We start from the raw sequence: 22796 nt of genomic DNA on the forward strand, positions 1-22796 counted from the left end.
GCAGGTTCTGTCCCATCAGACGGTGCGCGACCTGATCCGGGCGGCGGCCATGGCGTGCCAGGCGATGTAGGCGAGTGCGATGCCCGTCGCGGGCAGCCAGATCGCGGGGTCGCGCATCATCACCGCTGCCGCGAGCATGAGGCGAAAAGCCGTCTCGGATCCGCCTAGGCGCCGAACGTCGAACCGGGCGAGCGCGCCGGCAAGGAGATAGAGGCACAACGATAGCCGCGCGATCACCAGCGCCAGCGTCGCCCAGTCGATCCCAGGGCCGTAGCCGGGAAGGAACTCGATGGCGCTGGGCGTCGCCATGGCGGGATCGAGCTTGGCCGCATCGATCAGCAGCAGCTCCGGATAGAAGGCGAAGACGAAGGGCAGCACGAACATCACAATCCCGGCCCGCACGGCGGCGAAGCCGGTCGCCATCGGGTCGGCCTTGGTGATGGAGGCCGCCGCGAAGGCGGCGACCGCCACCGGAGGCGTGATCGCCGAGGCGACCGCGAAGAAGAAGATGAACATGTGCGCCGTAAAAGGCGCGATGCCGAGGCCGATCACCAGCGGTCCCATCAGGAGCGCGACATTGACGTAGGCCGGCACCGTCGGCATGCCCATGCCGAGCAGGATCGCCATGAGCATGGTGACGAACAGCGCGGCGAAGAGAAAGACGCCACCCGACTGCAATTCGGGTGCGAAGAGCCGCAGCATCGACAGGACGTCCCGGGCGATGAAGCCCGAGAGTCCGGTGAAGTTGAGGCAGAAGTCGATGACGGAGACCGAGAGGAACATCAGGTAGAGCGTCGCGATCAGCACGCCCGCGTCCGCCAGCGCGTCGACCAGTTGCGCGGGGCGGCGCCGGAATTCTGGATCGAGCAGGAAGAGCACGGCCAGCAGCGCCACCGCCCACCAGCCCGCGGATCCGGCATCGCCGGCGGAGTTCTGGACGAGTTGGAAGAGCCACGGCAGGTTCTCGGTCCGGCACAACCCGTCCTCGACGATGCGCTCGATGCCGATGAGCCCGGCGATCGGGCCGCAGCCCACGGCTTCCTTGGGGGTCAGGAGCAGCACCATGATGAGAAGGATCGGCGCCAGGATCATGAGGAGGTTCAGCCGGTCCTGTCCGGTCAGGACCATGTCAGACGTCTTTTCGCCTACCGCCTGAATGCCCTGCTTGCGGGCCTGGAAGACGACGGTGAGGAAAAGGCATCCGAAATAGGCGAGCGCCGGCAGCGAGGCGGCGATGATGACTTCTCGATAGGGCGTGACGGTCATGGCGGCCAGCACGAAGGCGGCCACGCCCATCACCGGCGGCATGATCTGGCCGCCCGAGGAAGCCGCCGCTTCGATGCCGCCTGCGAAGTTCTTCTTGAAGCCTCGCCTGAGCATCATCGGTATCGTGAGAACGCCCGTCGACAGCACGTTCACGACCGGCCCGCCGGAAATGGTGCCGAACAGCGCGGAGGAGACGATGGCCGCGTGGGCCGGCCCGCCACGCAGGCGCCGCGTCCACAGGAAGGCGAGCTTGATAAGCGAGCGCCCGCCGCCCGAGATGCCGAACAGCGAGCCGAGCACGATGTACGGAAAGACCGTGGACAGGAGGATACCCATGAAGCGGCCGAGGATGCCCTGCGCGTTGTTGACGAGGATGTCCTCGACGTTGGGCCGCCCGTCCATCAGCATCCGCGGCTCGCCGCCGAGCTTGGTGATGAGGTACTTGTTCATGTCTTCGGCGCCGAAGACGTACCAGGCCAGCACCGTAGCCAGCGTATAGGCCGCAATGAGGATCGCGACCGATACCAGCGCGAGCCCCCAAACCCGGATGTTGTAGCCCAGGAACACCGCAATCCCGGCGCCGACGACGACGAAGATCCAGCCGCCGAGGGTGTTGATGCAGGCGGGGTCGTCAACGGAAGTGGGAGCGGGAAGCCCGTAGAGTTCCGCGAACTCGCGCTCCTCGGCCAGTGCGCGGGAAATCAGCTCCGCTCGCTCGCCGGTGACGCGGTCGATCAGGCAGACGGAGTCGATCTCGACGAGATATGCCAGCGCCACGACGGCCGCCATAACCACGAGCGCGACGTCCATGAACAGGCCGAACCAGCGCCAGAAGGGGCCGCGCTCCATTTCGGAGAACTGCGCCCAGAAGGAATGGTTGAGCGCCACGATCGCCATCATCAGGACGAAGGCGACGGGATAGAGCCATTGGTACGGGAACTTGCGGATCGGGAAATCGGGGTCCCCGACGAGCCCCTGCACGAAGGCATCGAGACCCGGGATGGACGGGATCGTGTTCAGGAGGCCTATAGCCACCAGCACGAGCCCGAGCAGGCGCGCGGCGCGTTTCAGCGGCGGGACGGTTGCGGTCGGTTCCATTCGGCTCCAGCCCGGAGTGACGCGGAAGGGCGGGCAGGCCTACGAGCCTTCCCGCCCGATCGTTCAGATCATTCGGCGCAGTCCGGGATCTTGTAGCCCGCCTCCTCCCAGGCCGCGACGGCGCCGGGATGGTACTTCAGCGTGAGCGCGCCGCAGAAGCCGGTCGTCTCCTCGTCCACCACGTCGAAATTGACGTTGGCGGCATAGGGCGCGCGCTTCTTGAGTTCCGGGATGGAGGCGATGTAGGCGGCCGTGATCTTCTTGACGAGATCGTCTGGCATGTCCGCCCGTACCAAAGTCGCGAAGGGCACGCCGGGCGAACGGAAGTAGCCGTCCTCCGAAATCAGCGTGACGCCCTGGTCGGGGCCGTATCCCATATCCTCGCCCTTGATCACGACCGGCGAATTGCCGGGTGCGCGCAGGAACTTCTTCATGCCTTCGCTCTCCCAGATCTCCTTGGGGAAGGAGATGAGGTTGACGTTGCCAGCGGCGAGCGCCGTCACGACGCGGTCCGACGGGAAGGTCACGGGCACCATGAAGGCTTCCGCCGAACCGTCCACCAGGACGGTGGGCAACTGGCCCCAGTTGGTCTGCAGTCCCTTGTAGTCCTCGCCGTCCTTGAAGCCGCCGGTGCCGAGCTGCAGCGTCTGGCGTCCGAGCGTCAGCGCCGCCCCGCTCGGCGGGCCGTTCCAGACGGTGCGGCCCTTGATGTCCTCGTAACTGCGGATCCCTGAAGCGACGGGCGCGAACAGCCCGTAGGCGCCTGCATTGTACGGCCACATGGCGCGGACCTTCTCGGCCAGTGCCTTTCCGTTCTCGCCCTGGCTGCTGAAGGGGCCGCGCCCGTTCTCCAGCAGGAAGTGCAGCACGGTTGGCGCGGTGGCCACATCCGTTTTGCCCTCGGCCACGTTGACGATCGAATTGGTGGCGGTCTGGCCTTCCGAGACCTGGATGTTGGCGATCCCCTCGCGTGCCAGCACGTCGGCCAGATGGACCATGTTCACGTGCGGCGAGTTTCCGGGGCTGGACGTTTCGCCGGTGAGATTGACCTGCGCCAGCGCCGCGGGCCCTGCCATGCAGAGCGCCGCCGCGCAGCCGAGGATTGCGATCTTTCGAGTGAGCCTTGACGACATTTCTTGTTTTCCTCCCTGTTGATGAACATTCCGGAGCGTTACCCGCCCCGGCACCTCCTCATTCCGCGGCCTTGCTCCCGCGCATGTCGCGCGCCTTGCGTCCGACGTATTTCGCCACGATCTCCGGCTCGGCCTCCTCCTCGCCGACCACGCCGATCAGGACACCCGTACGGCCCGACTTCCCGCGGGCGTTCCGCAAGGCCTCGTTCGAAATCGTGGTGCGCGCGGCCGGGCGCCGCGCCCAGGCAAACAACCTGTCGTAGAGCGCCGCGCGAATGTTTTCCTGCGCCGGCGAGGCGCCCAGGTCCTCCAGTTCGTCGGGATCGGCGTCGAGATCGAAGAGCATGGGCCGGAAGCCACCCTCGAAGTGGATCATCTTCCAGCGGCCGTCGAAGACCATGAACATGCGCGCGTCGGCCGGATGCAGGCCGAGCTTGCCGGCGAGCGGGCTGGCCGAATAGTCGTATTCGCAGAACACCGCGCCGCGCTCACGTGCCGCGCCGCCGCGCAGTAGAGGCAGCAGCGACTTTCCCTCCAGGACGTGGTCGAGCCGCGAAGGATCGCTTCCCGCCGCCTCCACGAAGGTCGGCAGGAGATCGAGGCATTCCACCAGCGCGTCGCAAACCGTGCCGCGCGTGGCGTCGGCCTTTTCCGAAGGATCGTAGACGATCAGCGGCACCTTGATGCTGGCGTCGTGGAAGAAGGTCTTCTCGCCCATCCAGTGGTCGCCCATGAAGTCGCCATGGTCTGAGGTGACAACGATCATCGTGTCGTCCATCCGGCCCGTCTCCTCGAGCCAGCCCAGAAGCACGCCCATCTGGTCGTCGCATTGCTTGATCAGGCCCATATAGGCGCGCAGCACCTTGTCGCGGACGTCGTCGCGCGACAGCGCGCGGCCGACCGGCGCGTTCTGGAATCCCCGGAACACCGGATGGTCCGTGTCCCGCTCCGCCTGGGAACGGACCGGCGGCAGGAAATCCTGCCGTCCGAACATCGAGGCATAGGGTTCCGGCACGATATAGGGCCAGTGCGGCTTGATGTAGCTCAGGTGGCACAGCCACCTCTTGTCGCCCTGGCCTTCGATGAACTCCATCCCGCGCCGGGTGAGATAGGGCGTCTCGCTGTCCTCCTCGCGGATGTTGGCGGGTAGGTCGGAATTCTTCAGGAACCAGCCCGAGAGAACGTTACCCGTGTCGTCGACCGCGGAGTTGGCATAGTCGTGCCAGGGATTGTCGCCTTCGTAGCCCTTGCCGCGCAGGTATTCGTTGTACTTCAGCGCGCCGCCCGGATCGTAGAGGCCGTCCGGTCCCTCCGGCCGCATGCCGTCGTCGCGCTCGAAGACGTCGAAGCCGCATTCGCTCACCCGGGCGCCGATCACGCTGTCGGGTTCGAGGCCGAGCCGCCGCATTCCTTCGGCATCCGCCGCCATGTGCGTCTTGCCGACGAGCCAGCAGCCCATGCCGGCATCGCGCAGATGATCGCCCATCGTGCGCTCGCCAACCTTCAGCGGCACGTTGTTCCACGACGCGCCGTGGCTGTGCACGTAGCGCCCCGTGTAGGTCGACATGCGCGAAGGACCGCACAGTGGCGATTGCACGTAAGCCCGCGTGAAGCGCACGCCCTTTGCGGCCAGCCGGTCGATGTTCGGCGTCTTCAGGTGCGGATGGCCGTAGCAGCTGAGGTAATCCCACCGCAGCTGGTCGAACATGATGAAAAGGATGTTCTTCGGCTCGGCCATGCCCGCGATGTCTACTCCCTTGCAGCGTCGCCGCGTAACGCGCGGTCTGTCTTTCGCGTTGGAGTGTAGCCGCGCACGGGCGATCGGGGAAATAAGAACTTCCGGCCCGATATGACGAAACGGATATATCAGATGTAGGCTTGCGCCGCCTCGCGCACGTGCTCGACTAGCAGCTGCGCCTCCGGCGAGAGCTTGCGGTCCGTCGCGTGGGTGATGCCGACCGAGCCCATCAGTTCTTCTCCGGTGAGGCTCAGCCGAACGACGCGGCCGTCGGCGATCTCCTGCCGAACCGCGCCGAGCGGTACGCAGGCGATGGCGCGGTTTCCGGCAAGGAAGCTGCGCGTGAACTCGAAGGAGACCGTCTCGATCTTGTTGGGAAAGGCGCCGAGGCCCCGGGCGGTGGTGAACTTGTCCAGTTCGCGGCGGATGATCGTGTCGGGCATCGGCACCACGACGAGTTCGGCCCGGATGTCGTCGAGCGTCACAGTGTTCGGATAGGCCGCGAAGGGATGATCGCGCCCCACGACGAAGATCAGCGGCTCGAAATAGAGGTGCTCGAACCGCACGCCCGGCATGTAATCGAGCGCCAGCAGGCGGCCGAGCAGGAAGTCGATCTCCGACCGGTGCAGCCGCGCCACGAGTTCGGGCACACCGGCCCAGTAGAGCCGCAGATCGGCCTGCGGCGCAGCGGCCTTGAACCTGCTTGCGGCTGCCACTGCGAGCGTGCGTGCGACGTTCGGCAGCATGCCCACCGATACCACGGGCACGGGCGAAAGACCCGCCGCGCTGCGCGTGCCCGCCTCCAGTTGCGACATCGCGGCATCGACGTGCCGCCGGAGCGATTCGCCCGCTTCCGTGAGCGAAAGGCCTCGGCCGGTGCGAAGAAAGAGCGGCTGTCCGATGATGGCTTCGAGTTCGGCGAGCGCGCGCGAGAGCGCCGGCTGCGAGCTGTTCATGTGCTCCGCGGCCGCGCTGACGGAGCTGTGCCTGGCAAGGGCCTGAAAGCAGCGCAAGTGCCGCATGCGCAGTCGCACGAAAGCCTCCGTCATGACCGGCAGTGCTCCGACATCCATCGTCTCCTTGGGGGCAGCCGCCCACGCCGCAGAAGCCCACAGCCTTTTACGCCCCTATCCTTGGCGAGGCTGGCGCGCCGCGCAAGCCGGAATGGCTGACGATCGAAGGTCCGCCAGACCCGCTGCTCTGGCCGCCTCAGTCCGGGCAGAGCTGCCGCCACGGCAGCGCGTTCTGCGGGAAGAGACGGCTCGACGTCTCCAGCGCGAGCATCAGCGCCGCAACCACACTCGTGGCAACAATTGCGAGGGCGGCGGATTCGGCGCCGAGGCCGGCATCCTCGAGATTAAGGAGCGCCACGCCGAGCGTTTCGGTTCCGGCCGACCACAAGAGCGCCGAGATGGTGAGTTCGTTGAAGGCGAGCAGGAACACCATCAGTCCCCCGGCGACGACCGAGGGGAGGACGAGCGGCAGGATGATCGTCCGCATCCGCCTGACGATGCCAGCGCCGTCGATCAGCGCGGCTTCCTCCACGTCCCGTTCGAGCGTCGAGACCGCGGCCAGCACCGGCTTGAGGGCGATCGCCAGGAATGATGCGAGATAGGCGAAGAGGATGATCCAGGCCGTGCCGTAGATCGTCACCCCCAGCACAGGAAGCGGGTTGAGAAACAGCAGGATGCAGGCGATCGCGACGACCACGCCCGGCAGGGCGTAGGGCATCTCCACGACCGGCAGGAGGATCATGCGCGCCCAGGACAGGCGCCGGTCGACGCAATAGGCGAGGAGGAAGGAGAGCAGCGCCAGAATGGCGGCCGCCGATCCGGAATAGGTGAGCGAGTTCGCGAAGGCGCGACGGATCAGCGCCTGCTCCCACATGGTCCCGGTGTATTGCGAGAAGGTCAGGGTCTTCCAATTCAGCGTCACGCCGTAGGCGGGAACCAGCGACTTCGCGACCAGCGAGACGAGCGGCAGGACGATCGTCACGGAAAAGAAGAGCCAGAGCAGGATCTCGGCGGGAAGCGTGGCACGGCGGCTGGTCACGAACGGCTCCATCCCGCGTTCCAGGTCGGTCCGCACGTTGCGGCGCGACATCAGCCAGGCGGAGGCAACCACCGCGACGCCGGCGATCAGCGCGATGAGCAGCGAGACCAGCGCGGCATCGTGGATCGCGCCACGGCCGAAACTCGCGAGTTGCCGGTAGACCATCGTCGGGAGAGTCGTGACGCCCACCGGGAGACCGAGCAGCGCGGGAATGCCGAAATTGCCGACGCCTGCCACGAAGGCGAGCAGGATCGCCGCAAGGATGTGGAGCCGGATGACGGGCAGGATCACGTCGAGGACGACGCCCGCCGGTCTGGCGCCGTCGAGCATGGCGGCTTCCACCAGCATCTTCGGCACGCGTGCCAGCCCCGAGCCGATCGTGATGGCGACCAGGGGCGCGTGGTGAAGCCCCATGACCAGGATGATTCCTGCAAACCCCAGCATGGGATTGGCCGTACCCGGCGGCGGCGCCAGGCCGACGGCATTGAGGATCGGCGAGGATGGGCCGGCGAGCGTCTTGAAAGCGAGCGCGGATACCTGCGGCGCCACCATCAGCGACAGGACAAACAGGAACGCGAGCGCCCGGCGAGTCGCGAGCGTCATCGTGGCCAGGGCGAGCGCGACCGCACCGCCCACGACAAGCGCGAGCGCTGTCGAACCGGCGGCGATCACGAGCGTGTTCTGCGTGGCGCGGAGGACAGCGGCGCTGGTCAGCAGCGCCACCGCTTCGGCCGTCCCGGTCTGAAGGACGCGTGACGCCGCCGCCACGAGTTGCACCATCGGGATCAGGCAGAGAATACCCACGCAGGCGATGACGACAACTGAAATCGCCCCGCCTTCACGATCGGACCACGCATCCGCCTTCTGCCACTGGAAGGGGAGGGCGGATGCGCCGGATTGCGACGTCACGGAAGCCTGCGTCGTGACATCGGGAGGATCAGTTCTGCCCGAAGATATCGGCGAACTTTTCCTTGTCCGCTTCCGCGGTGGAAAGCGCTTCGGCCGGATCGAGCGGCATGATCCTGATCTGCGAGAGCGGCGGGAAGCCTTCCGGCGGGGTGACGTCCGGATGCGCCGGCATGTAGCCTTGTGATGCAGCCATCTCCTGTCCATCGGTCGAGATCAGGAAATCGACGAAGGCCTTGGCGGCTTCAGGGTTCTTCGTGTTGGCGAGGATCGCGACGGGTTCGGAAATCGCCGAGACGCCTTCCTCCGGGAAGACGAACTCGACCGGTGCGCCCTTGGCCTTCTCGCGGATCGGCAGGAACTCGACGACCATGCCGTAGAGCTTCTCTCCGCCGGCGACCGCCTGCAGGACGCCGCCATTGCCGCCGGACGCCTGCGCGCCGTTCTCCGCCAGCTTTTCGTAGTAGCCCCATCCCTGCTCGAGGTTTCCGACCATCGCCTGGGTGTGGATCAGCGCGGCACCCGACGTCAGGGGCGACGGCATCGCCACCTGTCCCTTAGCTTTCTCCTTCAGAAGGTCGGTCCAGGAAGCCGGCTTCATCGGCGCGCTGCTGTTGTAGACGATGCCAGTGGTGATCAGCTTGGTGGGGAACCACATCCGCTCCGGATCCTGGATCGCCGGATCATAGGCCGACACGTCGGCTTCAGGATAGGCCATCAGCCTGCCGTCCCTCGCCATCCCTTCCATGGTGACGCTGTCGGCGATCAGGAGAACATCGGCGGGAGAAGCGCCGGCCTCCAGTTCCGCCTGCAGTTTGGCCATAATCTTGGTCGTGCCATCGCGCACGAAGGTGACGTCGACGTCGGGGTACTTCGCCATGAAGGCGTCGATGGTCTTCTGTGCGTCGTCGTTGGGCTGGCTGGTGTAGAGGGTCAGCGTCCCGTCGACGGCGGCCGCGCCGGAGACGGCGCCAAGCAGTGCCGCGCCCGCCACGAAGGCTCGTAGGAATTCACGCATCTCGTGCTCCATGAGATTGAGGAAACCTGGGTCGGCGTAGGGATGCTGTGTTACCGCTCTATGACAAACAAGACGGCGGATGGTTCCGTCGCTCGCTACCGCGGCAGTTCGGTGATGCCGCCATGCGCCGCCGACCACGGTACGGGCGCGTTGAGGAAACTCTCCACCTCGCGCAGCGTGCCGTCGTCGAAGCGGCCTTCCGTCTTGCAGACCTCGAGGATGTCCCACCAAGTCGCGAGATAATGCAGCCGCATGCCGGCATCGAGCAGCCGCTGCGGCGCATCGGGGAAGATGTCGTAGTAGAATACCGCGAATGTGTCGGTGACCTCCGCGCCCGCCTTGCGGATCGCCTCGGCGAATTTGATCTTGCTGCCGCCGTCGGTGGTCAGGTCCTCGACCAGCAGCACCCGCGCGCCCTCGGCAAGCGCCCCTTCGATCTGCGCGTCCCGGCCGAAACCCTTCGGCTTCTTGCGCACGTAGAGCATCGGCAGGCCCATCTTGTCAGACAGCCAGGCGGCGAAGGGAATGCCGGCGGTCTCGCCGCCGGCCACCGCGTCGAATTGCTCGAATCCAACGGAGCGGAAGACGACGGAGGCGGCGAAGTCCATGATCGCCGAACGGATGCGCGGATAGGAGATCAGCTTGCGGCAGTCGATGTAGACCGGGCTTGCCAGCCCGGAGGTGAAGGTGAAGGGTTTTTCCGCGTTGAAGTGGACCGCGTCGATCTCCAGCAGCATCTTCGCCACCGTCTGCGAGATCACCGCGCGGTCCGGGAAGGTGTTGGAAAACATCCGCGTCGCCCTCGTTATTGCCAAGGGCTTCTCGCTAGCAACAAAGCGCGGAGCTAGGAAGCCTGTCGCACCACATTCCAGTGGATCGGGAACATCGGATCGAACAGCGTGACGGGGCCGTCGGCCGTATCGATCTTCGACGGAAAGACCACAGGCTCGTCCTCGCGGCGCAAAGTGATGCGCTCCTCGTTCGCTGGAAGACCGTAGAATTGCGGTCCGTTCAGCGAGGTGAAGGCCTCCAGCCGGTCGAGTGCGCCCTCATCTTCGAAAACGTGGGCAAGGCAGGAAATCGTGTTGGTGGCGGAAAAGATGCCGGCGCAGCCGCAGGCGCATTCCTTGAGCGGATCGAGATGCGGTGCCGAATCCGTGCCGAGGAAGAAGCGCGGATCCCCCGAAGTCGCCGCCTTGCGCAGCGCGAGGCGGTGTTCCTCGCGCTTGGCCACCGGCAGGCAATAGTAGTGTGGGCGGATGCCGCCCGCCAGGATGGCATTGCGGTTGATGATGAGGTGATGCGTGGTGATCGTCGCGCCGAGATTGGCGGACTGGCCGGAGACGTAGTCGACCCCGTCCCTCGTCGTGAGATGCTCCATGACGATACGCAACTCCGGCAGACGCCGCCGCAACGGATCGAGCACGCGGTCGATGAAGACAGCTTCACGGTCGAATATGTCGATCGCCGGATCGGTCACCTCGCCATGCAGACATAGCGGCATGCCGATGGCCGCCATGCGCTCGAACACTGGCATGGCGTTTTCAAAGTCGCGCACCCCGCTCTGGGAGTTGGTAGTGGCACCCGCGGGATAGAGCTTCGCGGCGGTGACGACGCCGTCCCGGAAAGCGGATTCGAGATCGTCCGGGTCCGTCGTCTCCGTGACGTAGAGCGTCATCAGCGGCTCGAAGGCGTGATCGCGCGGAAGCGCCGCCATGATGCGGTCGCGGTAGGCCAGCGCGTCGGCCTTGGTGACCACCGGCGGGACGAGGTTCGGCATGATGATCGCGCGGCCGAAATCTCGCGAGGTATGCGGCAGCACCGCCTGCAGCACGGCTCCGTCGCGCAAGTGGACATGCCAGTCGTCCGGGCGTCGGATGGTCAGCGTCTTCACGTCGTCTCCCTCGTAGGGAATGTCTTTCAGCAATCGTCGTCGTTTCGCACGAAGAGCACGGGGAGGGAAGACCGGCTGCGGAATGCGGGCAGGTGGCCTGTCCGCGAACAGTTATGTAGCCCGCTATCGTTCCCCTTTCAGGTAGGGGGTCATCAGCGCCTTCGGATAGGTCGCGCGGCGCGAGACCGCGATCAGCGCGGCAATCGACAGCAGGTACGGGAGCATCAGGAAAAACTGGTAGGGGATGACGCCCCCCATCACCTGCTGCAAGCGGATCTGGTAGGCGTCGAACGCACCGAAGAGGATGGCCCCAAGCAGCGCCTTCCCCGGCTTCCAGGATCCGAAGACGACGAGCGCGATGCAGATCCAGCCGCGCCCGTTGATCATTTCGAAGAAGAAGGAGTTGAACGCGCTCATGGTCAGGAAGGCCCCGCCGACGGCCATCATCGCCGATCCGAGCATCACCGCGGCGATGCGCAATGCCGTGACGGAGATGCCCTGCGCTTCGACAGCCGCCGGGTTCTCGCCCACCGCGCGGATGGCCATGCCGGCCGGCGTCCGGTAGAGGAGCCATGCCACCGCGGCTACGGTAGCATAGGCGAGGTAGGTCAGAGGCGTCTGGTTGAAGAGGGCAGGTCCGATCACCGGGATCTGCGACAGGCCTGGAATGGCCAGCGCCTGGAACGGCTCGATTTTCGGCGGCGAACTGACCTCCGGAAGAGCGACGCGGTAGACGAAGTAGGTCAGGCTCGTCGCGAGCAGGGTGATGCCGATGCCGGTCACGTGCTGCGAGAGCCCCAGCGGGACGGTGAGCACGCCGTGCAGCAGGCCGAAGGCCATGCCGCTCCAGGCAGCGACCACCACCCCGAACCACAGGTCCCCGCCCCAGTAGACGGTGAGCCATCCAGCGAAGGCGCCCGCCGTCATGATTCCCTCGATGCCGAGGTTGAGCACGCCCGCGCGTTCGCAGATCAATTCGCCCATGGTCGCGAAAATGAGCGGCGATGCGATGCGGATCGCTGCCACCCAGAAGCTTGCCGTCAAGAGAATCTCGAAGGCTTCCACGGCTCACCTCCACCGGATGCGGTAGCGGGTCAGCATGATCGCCACCACCATCGTCAGGAGCGCGGTCGCGACCATCACCTCCGCGATGTAGCTCGGCACGCCGGCCAAACGGCTCATGGAATCGGCGCCGACGAATATGCCCGCCACGAAGATTGCCGAGGCCACCACGCCGAGCGGGTTCAGCACCGCGAGCATGGCAACGACGATGCCCGTGTAGCCGTAGCCCGGCGAAAGATCGAGCGTGAGGTTACCCTTCAGGCCGGCCACTTCGGAGAAGCCAGCGAGCGCGGCGAGCCCGCCCGAAAGAAGCGCCGTCTTCACCAGGACGAGGTTGACGGAGATACCCGAGAATCGCGCCGCTTCGGGGTTGTGTCCGACGGCGCGCATCTCGTAGCCGAGCACGGTCTTCTTCATGATGACCCACACGATCGCGGCGCTCGCCAGAGCGATGGCAAATCCGAAATGCAGGCGCTTGCCCTGAATCAGCCGCGGCAGTTGCGCATCCGCGACCACGCGCTTCGACTGCGGCCAGCCGAGGCCCATCGGGTCCTTCAGCGGCCCCTCGAGCAGGTAGGAGACGAAGAGGAGGATGACGAAGTTCAACATCAGCGTCGTCACCACCTCGTCGACCCCGAACCGCGTCTTGAGCACGGCGGGCCCGAGAAGCAGCAGCGCTCCGGCCAGCATGGCGCAGACCATGATGAGCGGGATCAGCGCGAGCGAGGGCAGGGCGACCGCGCCTGTTCCGAGCACGACCGTGACGACGGCGCCGATATAGAGCTGCGCCTCCGCGCCGATGTTCCAGAGCTTGGCGCGAAAGGCGACCGCGACGGCAAGGCCGGTGAAGATCAGCGGCGTCGCGCGCGTCAGCGTCTCGACGATGGCGAATTGCGAGCCGGCCGCACCCTTCAGCACCAGCCAGAACACGTTGAAGGGTGAGGCGCCCGCGACGAGGACGAGAAGGGAGGCGAAGACCAGTGTCGCACCGATTGCGCCTGCCGGATAGAGAAACAGGCCGGCCGAAGTGGTGGCGGGCTTCGGTTCAAGCCGCATGGGCCGCCGGCTCCCCGAACTCGCCATGGCCGGCCATCAGCTCGCCGATCGCGCGCACCGAAAGTTCGCCGCGAGCCGAGGGCCGCGACAGCCGTCCCTTCGACATGACGACGATGCGGTCCGAAAGCGCAAGAAGCTCGTCCAAGTCTTCCGAGATCAGCAGGATCGCGGCGCCGCGTCCTCTCGCCTCGAGCAGCTTCGAATGGACGTAGGCGACGGCGCCGATGTCGAGTCCGCGGGTCGGCTGGCTGGCGAGGATGATTCTTGGATCGCCGTCGAACGCCCGCCCAAGGATGAGCTTCTGCATGTTGCCGCCCGAAAGCAGCCGCACGCGCGCATCCGGCGAGGGACATTTGACGTCATAGTCCTTTATGATTGCCTGCGCGAAATCCTGGGCGGCGCTCCAGTCGATGAAGCCCATGCGGCTGAAGCGGCGGGACCGGTATCGCTCGGAGATGACGTTTTCGGTGACGCTCATGTCGCCGATCATGCCGGTCGCATGCCGGTCCTCCGGAATGCGGCCTATTCCTCGCGCCAGCGCGGCGCCGGGGGACCATCGCCCGGCCGGCTCCCCGCCGAAGCGGATCGAACCCCGCTCCGGCTGTAGCGTGCCCGCAAGAAGCGCCGCGAGCGCCGCCTGCCCGTTGCCCGACACGCCGGCGATGCCGGTGATCTCGCCTTCCCGCAGGGCAAGCGACAGGCCGTCGAGGGGCGCACCGCCCGAGCGGCCGCGCGTCGCCACGTTCGCAAGTTCGATGACCGGCGCGCCCGGCGAATGGGGCACGACCGCCGGCATGGTGACTTCCTCGCCGACCATCATCGCCGCCAGTTCGGCGCGGTCCGTCTGTGCGGTCCGCCGCTCCCCGGCCAGCGCGCCCGAGCGGAGCACCAGCACGCGGTCGCTGACGGCCATGACCTCCTGCAGCTTGTGCGAGATGAAGATGATGGAGAGACCGTTGGCGACGAGCTTCTTCAGCGTCGCGAACAGCGCCTCGGTCTCCAGCGGAGTGAGAACCGCTGTCGGTTCGTCGAGGATGAGAATGCGGGCCTGGCGGTAGAGGGCCTTCAGAATCTCGACGCGCTGGCGCTCGCCGACGGAGAGATCGGAGACGATCGCCTCGGGATCGACGTCGAGGCCGAACTCGCGCGACATGTCGCGGACCCGCCTGACGGCGCCGCGGCGGTCGAACCGCGGGCCCCAGAGGCTCTGGGTCCCGAGCGCGATGTTCTCCACCACCGGCATCTGGTCCGCCAGGGTGAAGTGCTGGTGGACCATGCCGATGCCGGCAACCAGGGCAGCGCGCGGATCGCCGGGCGGCAGCTTCCTGCCGAAGATCTCGATCTCCCCTTCGTCCGCCACGTAGTGGCCGAAGAGGATGTTCATCAGCGTCGTCTTGCCCGCCCCGTTCTCGCCGAGGAGCGCGATGACCTCGCCGCGCTTCAGGTCGAAGGAGACGGCGTCGTTGGCGGTCAGCGGGCCAAACCTTTTGGTGATCCCCGAGAGGCGGAGGACCGTCTCCGCCTCTCCGCCAGCCGGCTCAGTCATCAGTTGGATTTCGGTTCGCTGTCGTCGATTTCGACCGTGTACTCGCCGGCCTTGATGGCGGCCTCGCGCTCTTCGACCAGCTTCATCGCATCCGGAGGCACCTTGCCCTCGAAGGTTCCCAGCGGCGCGAGCGAGGAGCCGCCTTCCTTCATGAAGGAGTAGACCCCGTAGTCTTCTGCCTTGAAGGTACCAGCCTTGACCTTCTCGATCGCGGCATCGAGCGTCGGCTCGAAGTGCCACAGGGCCGAGGCCACGACGGTGTCGGGATAGTCGGCCTGGGTGTCGATGACGTTGCCGATCGCCAGGATGTCGCGCTCCTTGGCCGCATCGGAAACGCCGAAGCGCTCGGCGTAGAGCACGTCGGCTCCGGCGTCGATCTGCGCGAACGCGGTCTCCTTGGCCTTCGGCGGATCGAACCAGGAGCCGATGAAGGCGACCTGGAACTTCGCGTCGGGCGCCATTTCGCGCACGCCGGCCATGAAGGCGTTCATCAGCCGGTTGACCTCGGGGATCGGGAAACCGCCGACCATGCCGATGTTCTTGGTCTCGCTCATCGCTCCCGCGATGATGCCGGTCAGGTAGGACGCATCCTGGATGTAGTTGTCGAAGACGGAGAAGTTCGGCGTGTCGTCCTGCGGCTTGAAGCTCGAGCCCATCAGGTATGCCGTCTCGGGATAGTCGCGCGCCACCTGCCGCGCCGCGTCCTCGACGCCGAAGACCTCGCCGATGATCAGGTCGTGGCCGGCCTCCGAATACTCGCGCATCACGCGCTCGTAATCGCTGTTGGAGACGTTCTCGGAGAAGACGTATTCGATGTCGCCGCGTTCGGCAGCAGCGTTTGCCGCCTTGTGGATGCGGCTGACCCATTGTTGCTCGACGGGCACGGTGTAGATCGCAGCGACCTTCAGCTTGCCCTGAGCTTGCGCGGGTCCGTAAAGGCCGGTCGTTGCGAGAAGCGCCGCGCCCAGCATCGAGGACTGGATCACACGGCGGCGTGAGATGGCGGAAAGGGCAGTTCCGAAAGGCGTGTCAGACATCGTTCGCGCTCCTGTTTGACCAAACGGTAAAGACAGATTCGGCGACTGACAAGAGCATGTTCCGTAGCGGAATTCAGAAGCGGGAAAACACCACCCCGGCGCCGACGAGAACGACGGCGACGATGCGCTGCCAGGCGATCTCGCGCACCGGGATTCCAAACAGCCCGAACTGGTCGACCATGAGTGAGGCGAGGAGCTGTCCCAGGATCAGCGCGGCGATCATCGTAAGGACGCCGAGACGGGGCACGCTCCACAAAGCCGACCAGACGTAGAAGGCCCCGAGCGCGCCGCCGGTGATCATCCAGGGCTGGACGGAACGGAACATCGCGGCATTCGGCAGCGATCCCCGCGCGAACACGACCAGGGCCAGGACGACCAGTCCGCCGACGAATGAAACTATGGTCGCGAGGATGGTGTCGTTCAGCGCCCGCCCGAGGGCGGAGTTGATGGGCGATTGCACCGCGAGTGCCACCCCGCCGGCGAATGCCACCGCAAGGGCAGTCCAGAACGGCCCCATCCTATCGAAACTCCGCGTTTGATGCGTTCATGACCCTGGCCCGCTCGACATACTTCACCCTCGCCGAATACACGGCCGACCGTTCGCCGCGCAATCCCGCTGCTTCGCATTCGGTTCATACGCCGCGAGAGCTGTCGATTTCCTCGTCGAGGACGCCCTCGACGTAGAGGGCGCGCACCAAGGCATAGGCGGCGACCGTCAGGGGGCCGGCGAGCAACACACCGACGACACCGAACAGTGCTCCCATGGCCACCACGGACAACATGAACAGTGCCGGCGGGACGGAAACGACCTCGCGCTGTACGAGCGGCGTGATCAGGTTCGATTCGATCTGCTGGACGGCAAGGTAGAGCAGCATTGTCCAGAAAAGCGTATCGACACCCTGCGCGGAGGCAACGAGAAGGCCGGGGATCGCGCCGGCGACGGGACCCGCCAGCGGCACGAACTCGGTCAGGAAGGCGATGAGGGCGAGGGCCAGCGGCGCCGGCAGGCCGAGCCACCATGCCCCGAGTCCCACCAGAGCCCCGACGATCGACATCGACAGGAGTTGGGCCAGGAGCCAGAGCTTCAATCCGTGCCCCGTGCGCTTGAGCGCGATACGTGCGCGACGATGCTGCGCCGGAGGTACCAGAAGCACAACACCCTCGCTGTAGAGCGAAGGCTTGTTGGCGAGAAAGACGCCGGCGACCACGATCAGCACCACCCCGGTGAGAACGGACGCGACAGTGCCGGCCATGGAAAGGACGTCCCGCCAGATGCGTCCGAAGATGGTGTTCTGGATTTCGTTCAGTTCGCCGAGCGAATCGGGCAGGGAAATGCCGTACCGGTCTTCCAGCATCCGGATCGCTTCCGGCACCCTTTGCAAGAGATCGGACGACTGCGTCCGTATCTGCGGCCAGGCGAACCATCCCAGGCCTCCGAGCAGCAGGAGGATGACCACCACCGCGATGGAGACCGCCATGCGATGGCTGACCGGAAGGAGGCGGCGAACGAGTTCTCCCGCTGCGACCAGAAGTGCTGCCACGACGATAGCCGCGAAACCGATGACCAACGTATGCCGGAGCTGCCAGAAGAGAAATGCGAGCGAAGCGACGAGAACGGCGATGACGCATTTGCGCGCGAAGTCGCCCATCTGTTGCTCATGGCCGATGCCGCCAGATTCATCCCGCATATGAAATCCTCACTGCGTCCAGATGAGAAGGAGGCCTCCGGCGCGATGCCTGGAGACCTCCCCATGCCAACTATCGGAGGGTGGATCCGCAAACGCCCTCCGGCCGGCAATCACTGCACGCCGAAGCGGTCGTAATCGAGGGGCTCGTTGTCGACCACGTCTGCCCGGTCATAGGGCATGTCGTAGTACGGACGACCTGCGGACCAGCCACGGCTATAGTAGGGGTAGGCGTAGGGTCCGCTGATGCCGTAGCCGGCATCGGGGCTCACGACCACCGCCTGCAACTGGCCGTCGCGGATGATGAGGTCGTTGACGTAGCCGTAGTTCGAGTAGCCGTTGGCCTCTCCACCCTTCACGCGGGCATAGTCGCCCATCAGGTCGGTCGCGCGGAAGATGCCGGGCGAGGTCTCGAGATCGTCATCGACGACTTCCACGCCCATGGCGTCCTGCGGCGTCAGATATCCCGTCTTCCAGGTGCTGTAGTCCTCGACGTTCTCTTCCGTCACCGGAATGATGATCTTGTCTTCGCCGCTGTAGTTGACCTGGTCCCATGGGACGTTGACGTGGGTGTCGAACATGTCCCAGAAGCCACCGACCTCGGCGACCAGCGACAGCACTCGGCCGTCATTTGAGAACACCACGTTCTCGACGCTGCCGATTTCCTCGCCGGTCGGACCGTAAACTTCCATGTCGTCCATCATCTCGTCGACGCTCATGCCGCCGAGATAAAGATCCTCCGAGCGCCAGTCCGACATGGAGATCACCTCCTGCGGCGTGATGGTCTCACCGACGGCGGCGGTCTCTTCGGCGCCGACCCCGGCCTGCGCCATGTCGCCCATCATGTAGGTGTCGGAATAGGCGCCATACTCGTCCTGATTGACCATGGCGTTCTTGTCGGTGTCGTAGACGCCGTAGAGCGCGGTATGGAAATTCTGCCAGTCGACGCCTTCGTCACCGACGTTCCAGTCGTCGAGCGCGGCGGACTGCTGAAGACCCGCCGTGAATTCGTCTTCGTCGAGATAGGCATCGCCGTTCCGGTCCAGGTCGGAATATGCCACCTGATCGTCATCGCCGAACCAGCCGAGCCAGCCGCTGTCGAATTCGCTCTCCGACAGCCTGTCGTCACGGTCGCGATCCCAAGAGGCATATACCCCGCGGTCGAGTTCGTCGCTGGTCAGGCGCTGGTCCTGATTGGTGTCCCAGGAGCGGAACGCGCCCTGGCTCACCTGTTCGAACTCCTTGTTCGACAGTTCCAGATTGCCGTCCTGGTCGATGTCGCTGAATGTCCATTCCGCGGCGGCGAATGCGGGTCCCGCGCCTAGCGTCATCAGCAGTGCAAGTGCCGTAGAAGTGTTGGCGATTCTCATGTCGCTCTCCCTTCGTTTCTGATTGTTACATTAGCGGAACCCAACACCCCCATCGCATGTTCCGAGAAAATGTCGGATCGGAAGGATTAAGTCGGGATGAGAAAAATCCCCTTCGCAGGGCGTCTGAAAAGTGTGGAATGGGAGGTTATCCTGGCCTTGCTGGTGCCCGCCGCCGCTGCGTGGGGCCTGATCGAACTCGCTGGCGAGGTGCTGGAAGGCAGCACCGCCGCCATGGACGAGCGGATCCTGCTGGCGTTCCGAAGCGCGTCGGACCTCGGCGATCCGCTCGGACCTGCCTGGCTGGAAGAGATGATGCGCGACTTCACGGCGCTGGGAGGCATCGGCGTACTGACGCTCGTCACCTTCGCGGCCGCCGGCTATCTCATGACGACCGGAAAGAAGCATGCCGCGCTTGCCGTGCTCGTCGCAGTCGGCGGCGGGATCCTCATCAGCACTCTGGTCAAGGAATTCGTCGACAGACCGCGTCCCGACCTCGTACCGCACGGCTCCTACGTGACGTCGGCGAGTTTCCCGAGTGGCCATTCCATGATGGCGGCGACCGTCTATCTGACCTTGGCCGCGATGCTTGTGCGGGTGCAGCCTTTGTGGCGCACGCGTCTGCTCATCCTTTGCTCGGCGGTGTTCGTCGTCCTGCTGGTTGGCGTCAGCCGCGTTTATCTCGGCGTGCACTGGCCGACAGACGTACTCGCGGGATGGAGCGTCGGAGCAGGATGGGCGATCGGTTGCTGGCTAGTCACGCTCTGGCTGCAGCGCCGCGGAGCGGTCGAACCGGAGGCGAACATGCCGCAAAACTCGGTGCCACCGCCCGCCGGGCAATAGGGACGAGGCTCCGTAGAACCTACTCGTCCGCGGGGAGCGGTTCGACCGGCTCGGCGGGTACGCGGCTCGGCGGTGGCGTCGCGCCGACTGCCTCGCCTTCGGGCACGCCTTCGATCGCCACACCTTCGTTCTTGTCGACCGGGGAATAACCGGGAATCTCTCCACCGGTGGTGGCCTGCGGCGTGAGATCGCGCTGGACCGTGGTCTGGTCCGCCGGCTGGACGCCGTCGATCAGATGATCCTCGGATCTCTCCGGTAGCAAGGTGTCGCCCACGGCCTCGGTATCGTCCTCGCCGCAAGCCGTCAGCGGAAGGGCCAGAGCCAGCGCCAAGGCACAGATTCGGATTGGTGTGCGCAGCGTCGTCATCATTCCTGCCTCCGTTGAATGTCCGCCGCCTCTCAAGGTGACGGGATGTTCGTGTAGACGGTCACGATCCCGTCTGCGGAGTAGGTGGCGGCGGTCACGTCGGAGATCGGAACGTTCCTGTCGCGAAGCGCTGCCTCGAACATCTCGTTCGCTTCCATTGCGGTGCGGACTTCCGCAAAGCCGTCCTCGGTGTTCATCAGGATATCCTGCAATACCTGGAGTTCGCGTCCGCTGAACTCGGCCAAGCTAACGACCTCCATCGTCCTGAAGGGCTGCGAGCCGCGAATCTCCTCGGCGCTGAGACTGTTCTCGCGCAGGTCGGTGATGATGTCGCGCGCGACCGGGACAGGCTGCGCCAGCAACGTGCCTGCGCCCAACCCGCTCGCGATCGCGCCAGCTAGAACGACTGCCGTGATGGTTCTTTTCATTTCCGATATCGCGGCCTTGGCAGCAGTCCTCTGTACCGCGGCCGCGCCTCTGTTTCGGTGATCGTTTCCTGTCCCGATAACCTCGTCTCGGATGCATTGTTCCGGTCGGAGGGACCTGTGGGGATACCTCTTCAGGGAGGATGCTCGGCTTTCCACCGACCACGAGTGCGGCGAATCCCGCCTGCTACAGGCGCATCGTCCACGCGAAGTCCATTATGGATTAGCCGGAGCGCCTACTCCCGCCCCGTCTTCACCTCCACGTCCTCGAAGGTCGCCTGGACAGGCTCGGCGAAGCGTTTGCCGTTCGTCTTGTCGTGCCGCGGGAAATCGGGTGCGGGGAATTCGATGCGCAGCGTATAGCGCCCGTCTCCCGGCAGCGCCCAGTTGCGCCCGTAGTGGTAGAGGCCCGGATGCCACAGGAAAGGCATGTGTTCGGCGCCGACGACGGTGCCGTCCTCCGTCATGACGGTAAGCGTCACGTCGAGGCCCGGGATGAACCGCTTGTCCGTCGCGTCGAGCACGGCGACCTCGAAATGGCAGTTCTCGCCGTCCGCCGGCTCGGTCCACACCAGCTTGCCGTGCTTCATCATGTACATGCCCTCCGCCTCCTCCTGGGCAAAGGCCACGATCATGTCGCCGCACTGTTGCGTCGCGCCGTTGTCGGCGACCTCGTTGGCCATGTACTGGAGCGACCGGAAGTAGGCGCTACCCTCTTCCTGCGCGAGCTTCAGCTGGTTGCGGTCGGCCTCGTCGGAGGGTTTCGCAGGCGGATTGTGTTCCTCGGCCATGATCGTCTCCTGTCTTCGTTCCTTGCGGTTGAACAGCGGAGTACCGGGCATGTTCCCGCCCGGCGGGATCTGACGCGGATATGCCGATGGAAATTCTCACCGTGGCGAAAAGGCCAGCGCGGTGAACCTTGGTGCTTTCGCGAGCCAGTGCCCTGCCGCGGATCGTCGGACCGGGTTCTACGATGTGCCGGGCACGACGCGCCTCACGAGCTGCTGCAGGCTCAGCCCCTGAACCACGATCGTGAAGACGACCACCGTGTAGGTGGCAGCGAGGATCAGCGATTTCTCGGCGACTTCTGGGATGGAGAGCGCCAGCGCGATCGAGATGCCGCCGCGCAATCCGCCCCATACCAGCACGGGGATGGTACCGGGAACGAATTCGAGCCGGGTGCGCAACGCCAGAAGCGGAGCGGCGACGGCGAAGTATCGGGCCACCAGCACCAGCGGAATGCACAGCACGGCCACCCAGGCGAAAGTGGCGTCGAACCGGAGCACGAGGACTTCGAGGCCGATCAGCAGGAACAGCAGCGAATTCAGCATTTCGTCGATTAGCGTCCAGAAACCGAAGAGATAGCGCTGGGTGACGTCGCTCATCGCGTAGCGCGGTCCGCGGTTGCCGATCAGAAGGCCGGCGACCACCATCGCGATGGGGCCGCTCATGTGGAGGTTTAGTGCCAGGGAGTAGGTCCCCGCCACGAGTGCGAGGGAGATGAGAACCTCGACGGCGTAGTCGTCGATCGCGTGCATGGCCCGGTAGGACAGATAGCCGGCAAGGAGCCCGAGCACCGCGCCTCCCAGAGCCTCGTAGAAGAAGAGCTCGACAATGTGGATCGCATCGAGGCCTTCGCCTCCTGCGCCGGTGGCGATGGCGAGCACGACGGCGAACACCACGACGCCGACGCCGTCGTTGAACAGCGACTCGCCCGTCATGTCGATCTCGAGCGTCTGCGGCACCCGGACCGCCTTGAGGGTGGACAGGACCGCCACCGGGTCTGTCGGGCTGATGAGCGCGCCGAACAACAGCGCCCACGCAAACGGCATCGCCACTCCGAAGAGATCGCAAAGCAGCCAGAAGCCGGTGCCGACGATGGCAGTCGAGACCAGGACGCCGACCGTAGCCATCGATCCGACGGCCCAGGCGCGGTTCCGCAGGACGGCGAGGTCTACGTGCAGCGCGCCAGCGAACAGCAGGAAAGCCAGCATTCCGTTGAGGACGGTGTTCTGGAAGTCGATCTGCCGCAGGAGGTCGCCGATGTCCTCGTAGAGCGTGATCTGGGGAAACGCGAGTTCGATGGCGACCAGCAGCAGCGACGCCGCGAGCCCCATGACGAGGAGACCGATCGTCTGCGGCAGCCGCACGAAGCGATGGTTGAACCATCCGAAGGCAGCGGTGAGCACGAGCAGGACGGCGACGAGATCGAAGAGGGTCAGCATGCGGGCACTTGCGTTCGAGGTCCGGCCATCATCGACGGACTTCCCGCATGCTGCAATGGCGAACCTCTATGCCGCAGG

Annotated in this window: 20 protein-coding genes; 1 reads left to right on the top strand and 19 read right to left on the bottom strand. The window is 65.3% G+C overall.

From position 1 onward, the window contains the following. Nucleotides 1–15: 15 nt before the first annotated feature. The 15 genes from BSQ44_RS04500 to BSQ44_RS04570 form a co-directional block, all read right to left on the bottom strand. Nucleotides 16–2364, bottom strand: a complete 2349-nt coding sequence (locus BSQ44_RS04500) for a TRAP transporter permease (protein WP_072602138.1) — start codon at nt 2362–2364, stop codon at nt 16–18. Nucleotides 2365–2432: 68 nt separating this feature from the next. Continuing rightward, a complete protein-coding gene (locus BSQ44_RS04505) occupies nt 2433–3497 on the bottom strand; it encodes a TAXI family TRAP transporter solute-binding subunit (protein WP_072602139.1) in 1065 nt (354 codons plus the stop codon). Between the two features lie 58 nt (nt 3498–3555). Next, entirely contained in the window at nt 3556–5235 is a 1680-nt protein-coding gene (locus BSQ44_RS04510; RefSeq protein WP_072602140.1) for a sulfatase-like hydrolase/transferase, read from the bottom strand. A 128-nt stretch (nt 5236–5363) separates the two neighbouring features. Beyond that, nucleotides 5364–6308, bottom strand: a complete 945-nt coding sequence (locus BSQ44_RS04515) for a LysR substrate-binding domain-containing protein (protein WP_210187921.1) — start codon at nt 6306–6308, stop codon at nt 5364–5366. A gap of 136 nt (nt 6309–6444) precedes the next feature. After that, nucleotides 6445–8196, bottom strand: coding sequence for an ABC transporter permease (locus tag BSQ44_RS04520; RefSeq protein WP_210187922.1), 1752 nt, complete (start codon nt 8194–8196; stop codon nt 6445–6447). 28 nt (nt 8197–8224) lie between these two features. Further along, nucleotides 8225–9211, bottom strand: coding sequence for an ABC transporter substrate-binding protein (locus BSQ44_RS04525; RefSeq protein WP_072602141.1), 987 nt, complete (start codon nt 9209–9211; stop codon nt 8225–8227). A gap of 95 nt (nt 9212–9306) precedes the next feature. Next, nucleotides 9307–10002, bottom strand: a complete 696-nt coding sequence (locus BSQ44_RS04530) for an orotate phosphoribosyltransferase (protein ID WP_072602142.1) — start codon at nt 10000–10002, stop codon at nt 9307–9309. Nucleotides 10003–10055: 53 nt separating this feature from the next. After that, the gene (gene pyrC, locus BSQ44_RS04535) at nt 10056–11105 is read right to left on the bottom strand and encodes a dihydroorotase (RefSeq protein ID WP_072607854.1); all 1050 of its coding nucleotides are present in this window, start codon (nt 11103–11105) and stop codon (nt 10056–10058) included. Between the two features lie 123 nt (nt 11106–11228). Then, a complete protein-coding gene (locus tag BSQ44_RS04540; RefSeq protein ID WP_072602143.1) occupies nt 11229–12170 on the bottom strand; it encodes an ABC transporter permease in 942 nt (313 codons plus the stop codon). A gap of 3 nt (nt 12171–12173) precedes the next feature. Continuing rightward, nucleotides 12174–13223, bottom strand: coding sequence for an ABC transporter permease (locus tag BSQ44_RS04545; protein WP_072602144.1), 1050 nt, complete (start codon nt 13221–13223; stop codon nt 12174–12176). Continuing rightward, entirely contained in the window at nt 13213–14769 is a 1557-nt protein-coding gene (locus BSQ44_RS04550) for an ABC transporter ATP-binding protein (RefSeq protein ID WP_072602145.1), read from the bottom strand. The genes BSQ44_RS04545 and BSQ44_RS04550 overlap by 11 nt, the downstream gene beginning before the upstream one ends. Beyond that, nucleotides 14769–15806, bottom strand: coding sequence for a BMP family protein (locus tag BSQ44_RS04555; RefSeq protein WP_072602146.1), 1038 nt, complete (start codon nt 15804–15806; stop codon nt 14769–14771). Before BSQ44_RS04555 ends, BSQ44_RS04550 begins: the two co-directional genes overlap by 1 nt. 73 nt (nt 15807–15879) lie before the next feature. Further along, entirely contained in the window at nt 15880–16323 is a 444-nt protein-coding gene (locus tag BSQ44_RS04560) for a DMT family transporter (RefSeq protein ID WP_072602147.1), read from the bottom strand. Nucleotides 16324–16438: 115 nt separating this feature from the next. Continuing rightward, on the bottom strand, nt 16439–17494 hold the full coding sequence (locus BSQ44_RS04565; RefSeq protein WP_072602148.1) for an AI-2E family transporter: 1056 nt from the start codon (nt 17492–17494) through the stop codon (nt 16439–16441). A 110-nt stretch (nt 17495–17604) separates the two neighbouring features. Next, entirely contained in the window at nt 17605–18861 is a 1257-nt protein-coding gene (locus BSQ44_RS04570; protein ID WP_072602149.1) for a PRC-barrel domain-containing protein, read from the bottom strand. A gap of 96 nt (nt 18862–18957) precedes the next feature. On the opposite strand from BSQ44_RS04570, the gene BSQ44_RS04575 reads away from it, so the two are divergent. Next, nucleotides 18958–19701 carry a phosphatase PAP2 family protein gene (locus BSQ44_RS04575; RefSeq protein WP_072602150.1) on the top strand — a complete coding sequence of 248 codons (744 nt, stop codon included), beginning with the start codon at nt 18958–18960 and terminating at the stop codon, nt 19699–19701. Between the two features lie 19 nt (nt 19702–19720). Here the strand turns inward: BSQ44_RS04575 and BSQ44_RS04580 are convergent, their stop codons facing one another. From BSQ44_RS04580 to BSQ44_RS04595, 4 genes are all read right to left on the bottom strand, one after another. Beyond that, nucleotides 19721–20071 (bottom strand): hypothetical protein, encoded by a 351-nt coding sequence (locus BSQ44_RS04580; RefSeq protein ID WP_072602151.1) that lies wholly within the window; start codon nt 20069–20071, stop codon nt 19721–19723. Between the two features lie 29 nt (nt 20072–20100). Next, on the bottom strand, nt 20101–20496 hold the full coding sequence (locus BSQ44_RS04585; protein ID WP_072602152.1) for a hypothetical protein: 396 nt from the start codon (nt 20494–20496) through the stop codon (nt 20101–20103). Nucleotides 20497–20729: 233 nt separating this feature from the next. Next, the gene (locus tag BSQ44_RS04590; RefSeq protein WP_072602153.1) at nt 20730–21335 is read right to left on the bottom strand and encodes an iron transporter; all 606 of its coding nucleotides are present in this window, start codon (nt 21333–21335) and stop codon (nt 20730–20732) included. A gap of 126 nt (nt 21336–21461) precedes the next feature. Next, the gene (locus BSQ44_RS04595; RefSeq protein ID WP_179948740.1) at nt 21462–22718 is read right to left on the bottom strand and encodes a cation:proton antiporter; all 1257 of its coding nucleotides are present in this window, start codon (nt 22716–22718) and stop codon (nt 21462–21464) included. Between the last annotated feature and the right edge of the window lie 78 nt (nt 22719–22796).

The organism is Aquibium oceanicum, assembly GCF_001889605.1.
Classification (GTDB): domain Bacteria; phylum Pseudomonadota; class Alphaproteobacteria; order Rhizobiales; family Rhizobiaceae; genus Aquibium; species Aquibium oceanicum.

Excerpts from the sequence above, each read along its gene's own strand:
- BSQ44_RS04590 (WP_072602153.1), bottom strand. The coding sequence starts at position 21,335 with ATGCCCGGTACTCCGCTGTTCAACCGCAAGGAACGAAGACAGGAGACG.
- BSQ44_RS04505 (WP_072602139.1), bottom strand. The coding sequence starts at position 3,497 with ATGTCGTCAAGGCTCACTCGAAAGATCGCAATCCTCGGCTGCGCGGCG.
- BSQ44_RS04545 (WP_072602144.1), bottom strand. The coding sequence starts at position 13,223 with ATGCGGCTTGAACCGAAGCCCGCCACCACTTCGGCCGGCCTGTTTCTC.
- BSQ44_RS04555 (WP_072602146.1), bottom strand. The coding sequence starts at position 15,806 with ATGTCTGACACGCCTTTCGGAACTGCCCTTTCCGCCATCTCACGCCGC.
- BSQ44_RS04500 (WP_072602138.1), bottom strand. The coding sequence starts at position 2,364 with ATGGAACCGACCGCAACCGTCCCGCCGCTGAAACGCGCCGCGCGCCTG.
- BSQ44_RS04565 (WP_072602148.1), bottom strand. The coding sequence starts at position 17,494 with ATGCGGGATGAATCTGGCGGCATCGGCCATGAGCAACAGATGGGCGAC.
- BSQ44_RS04530 (WP_072602142.1), bottom strand. The coding sequence starts at position 10,002 with ATGTTTTCCAACACCTTCCCGGACCGCGCGGTGATCTCGCAGACGGTG.
- BSQ44_RS04575 (WP_072602150.1), top strand. The coding sequence starts at position 18,958 with ATGAGAAAAATCCCCTTCGCAGGGCGTCTGAAAAGTGTGGAATGGGAG.
- BSQ44_RS04580 (WP_072602151.1), bottom strand. The coding sequence starts at position 20,071 with ATGATGACGACGCTGCGCACACCAATCCGAATCTGTGCCTTGGCGCTG.
- BSQ44_RS04585 (WP_072602152.1), bottom strand. The coding sequence starts at position 20,496 with ATGAAAAGAACCATCACGGCAGTCGTTCTAGCTGGCGCGATCGCGAGC.
- BSQ44_RS04560 (WP_072602147.1), bottom strand. The coding sequence starts at position 16,323 with ATGGGGCCGTTCTGGACTGCCCTTGCGGTGGCATTCGCCGGCGGGGTG.
- BSQ44_RS04510 (WP_072602140.1), bottom strand. The coding sequence starts at position 5,235 with ATGGCCGAGCCGAAGAACATCCTTTTCATCATGTTCGACCAGCTGCGG.
- BSQ44_RS04525 (WP_072602141.1), bottom strand. The coding sequence starts at position 9,211 with ATGCGTGAATTCCTACGAGCCTTCGTGGCGGGCGCGGCACTGCTTGGC.
- BSQ44_RS04595 (WP_179948740.1), bottom strand. The coding sequence starts at position 22,718 with ATGCTGACCCTCTTCGATCTCGTCGCCGTCCTGCTCGTGCTCACCGCT.
- BSQ44_RS04550 (WP_072602145.1), bottom strand. The coding sequence starts at position 14,769 with ATGACTGAGCCGGCTGGCGGAGAGGCGGAGACGGTCCTCCGCCTCTCG.
- BSQ44_RS04515 (WP_210187921.1), bottom strand. The coding sequence starts at position 6,308 with ATGGATGTCGGAGCACTGCCGGTCATGACGGAGGCTTTCGTGCGACTG.
- BSQ44_RS04570 (WP_072602149.1), bottom strand. The coding sequence starts at position 18,861 with ATGAGAATCGCCAACACTTCTACGGCACTTGCACTGCTGATGACGCTA.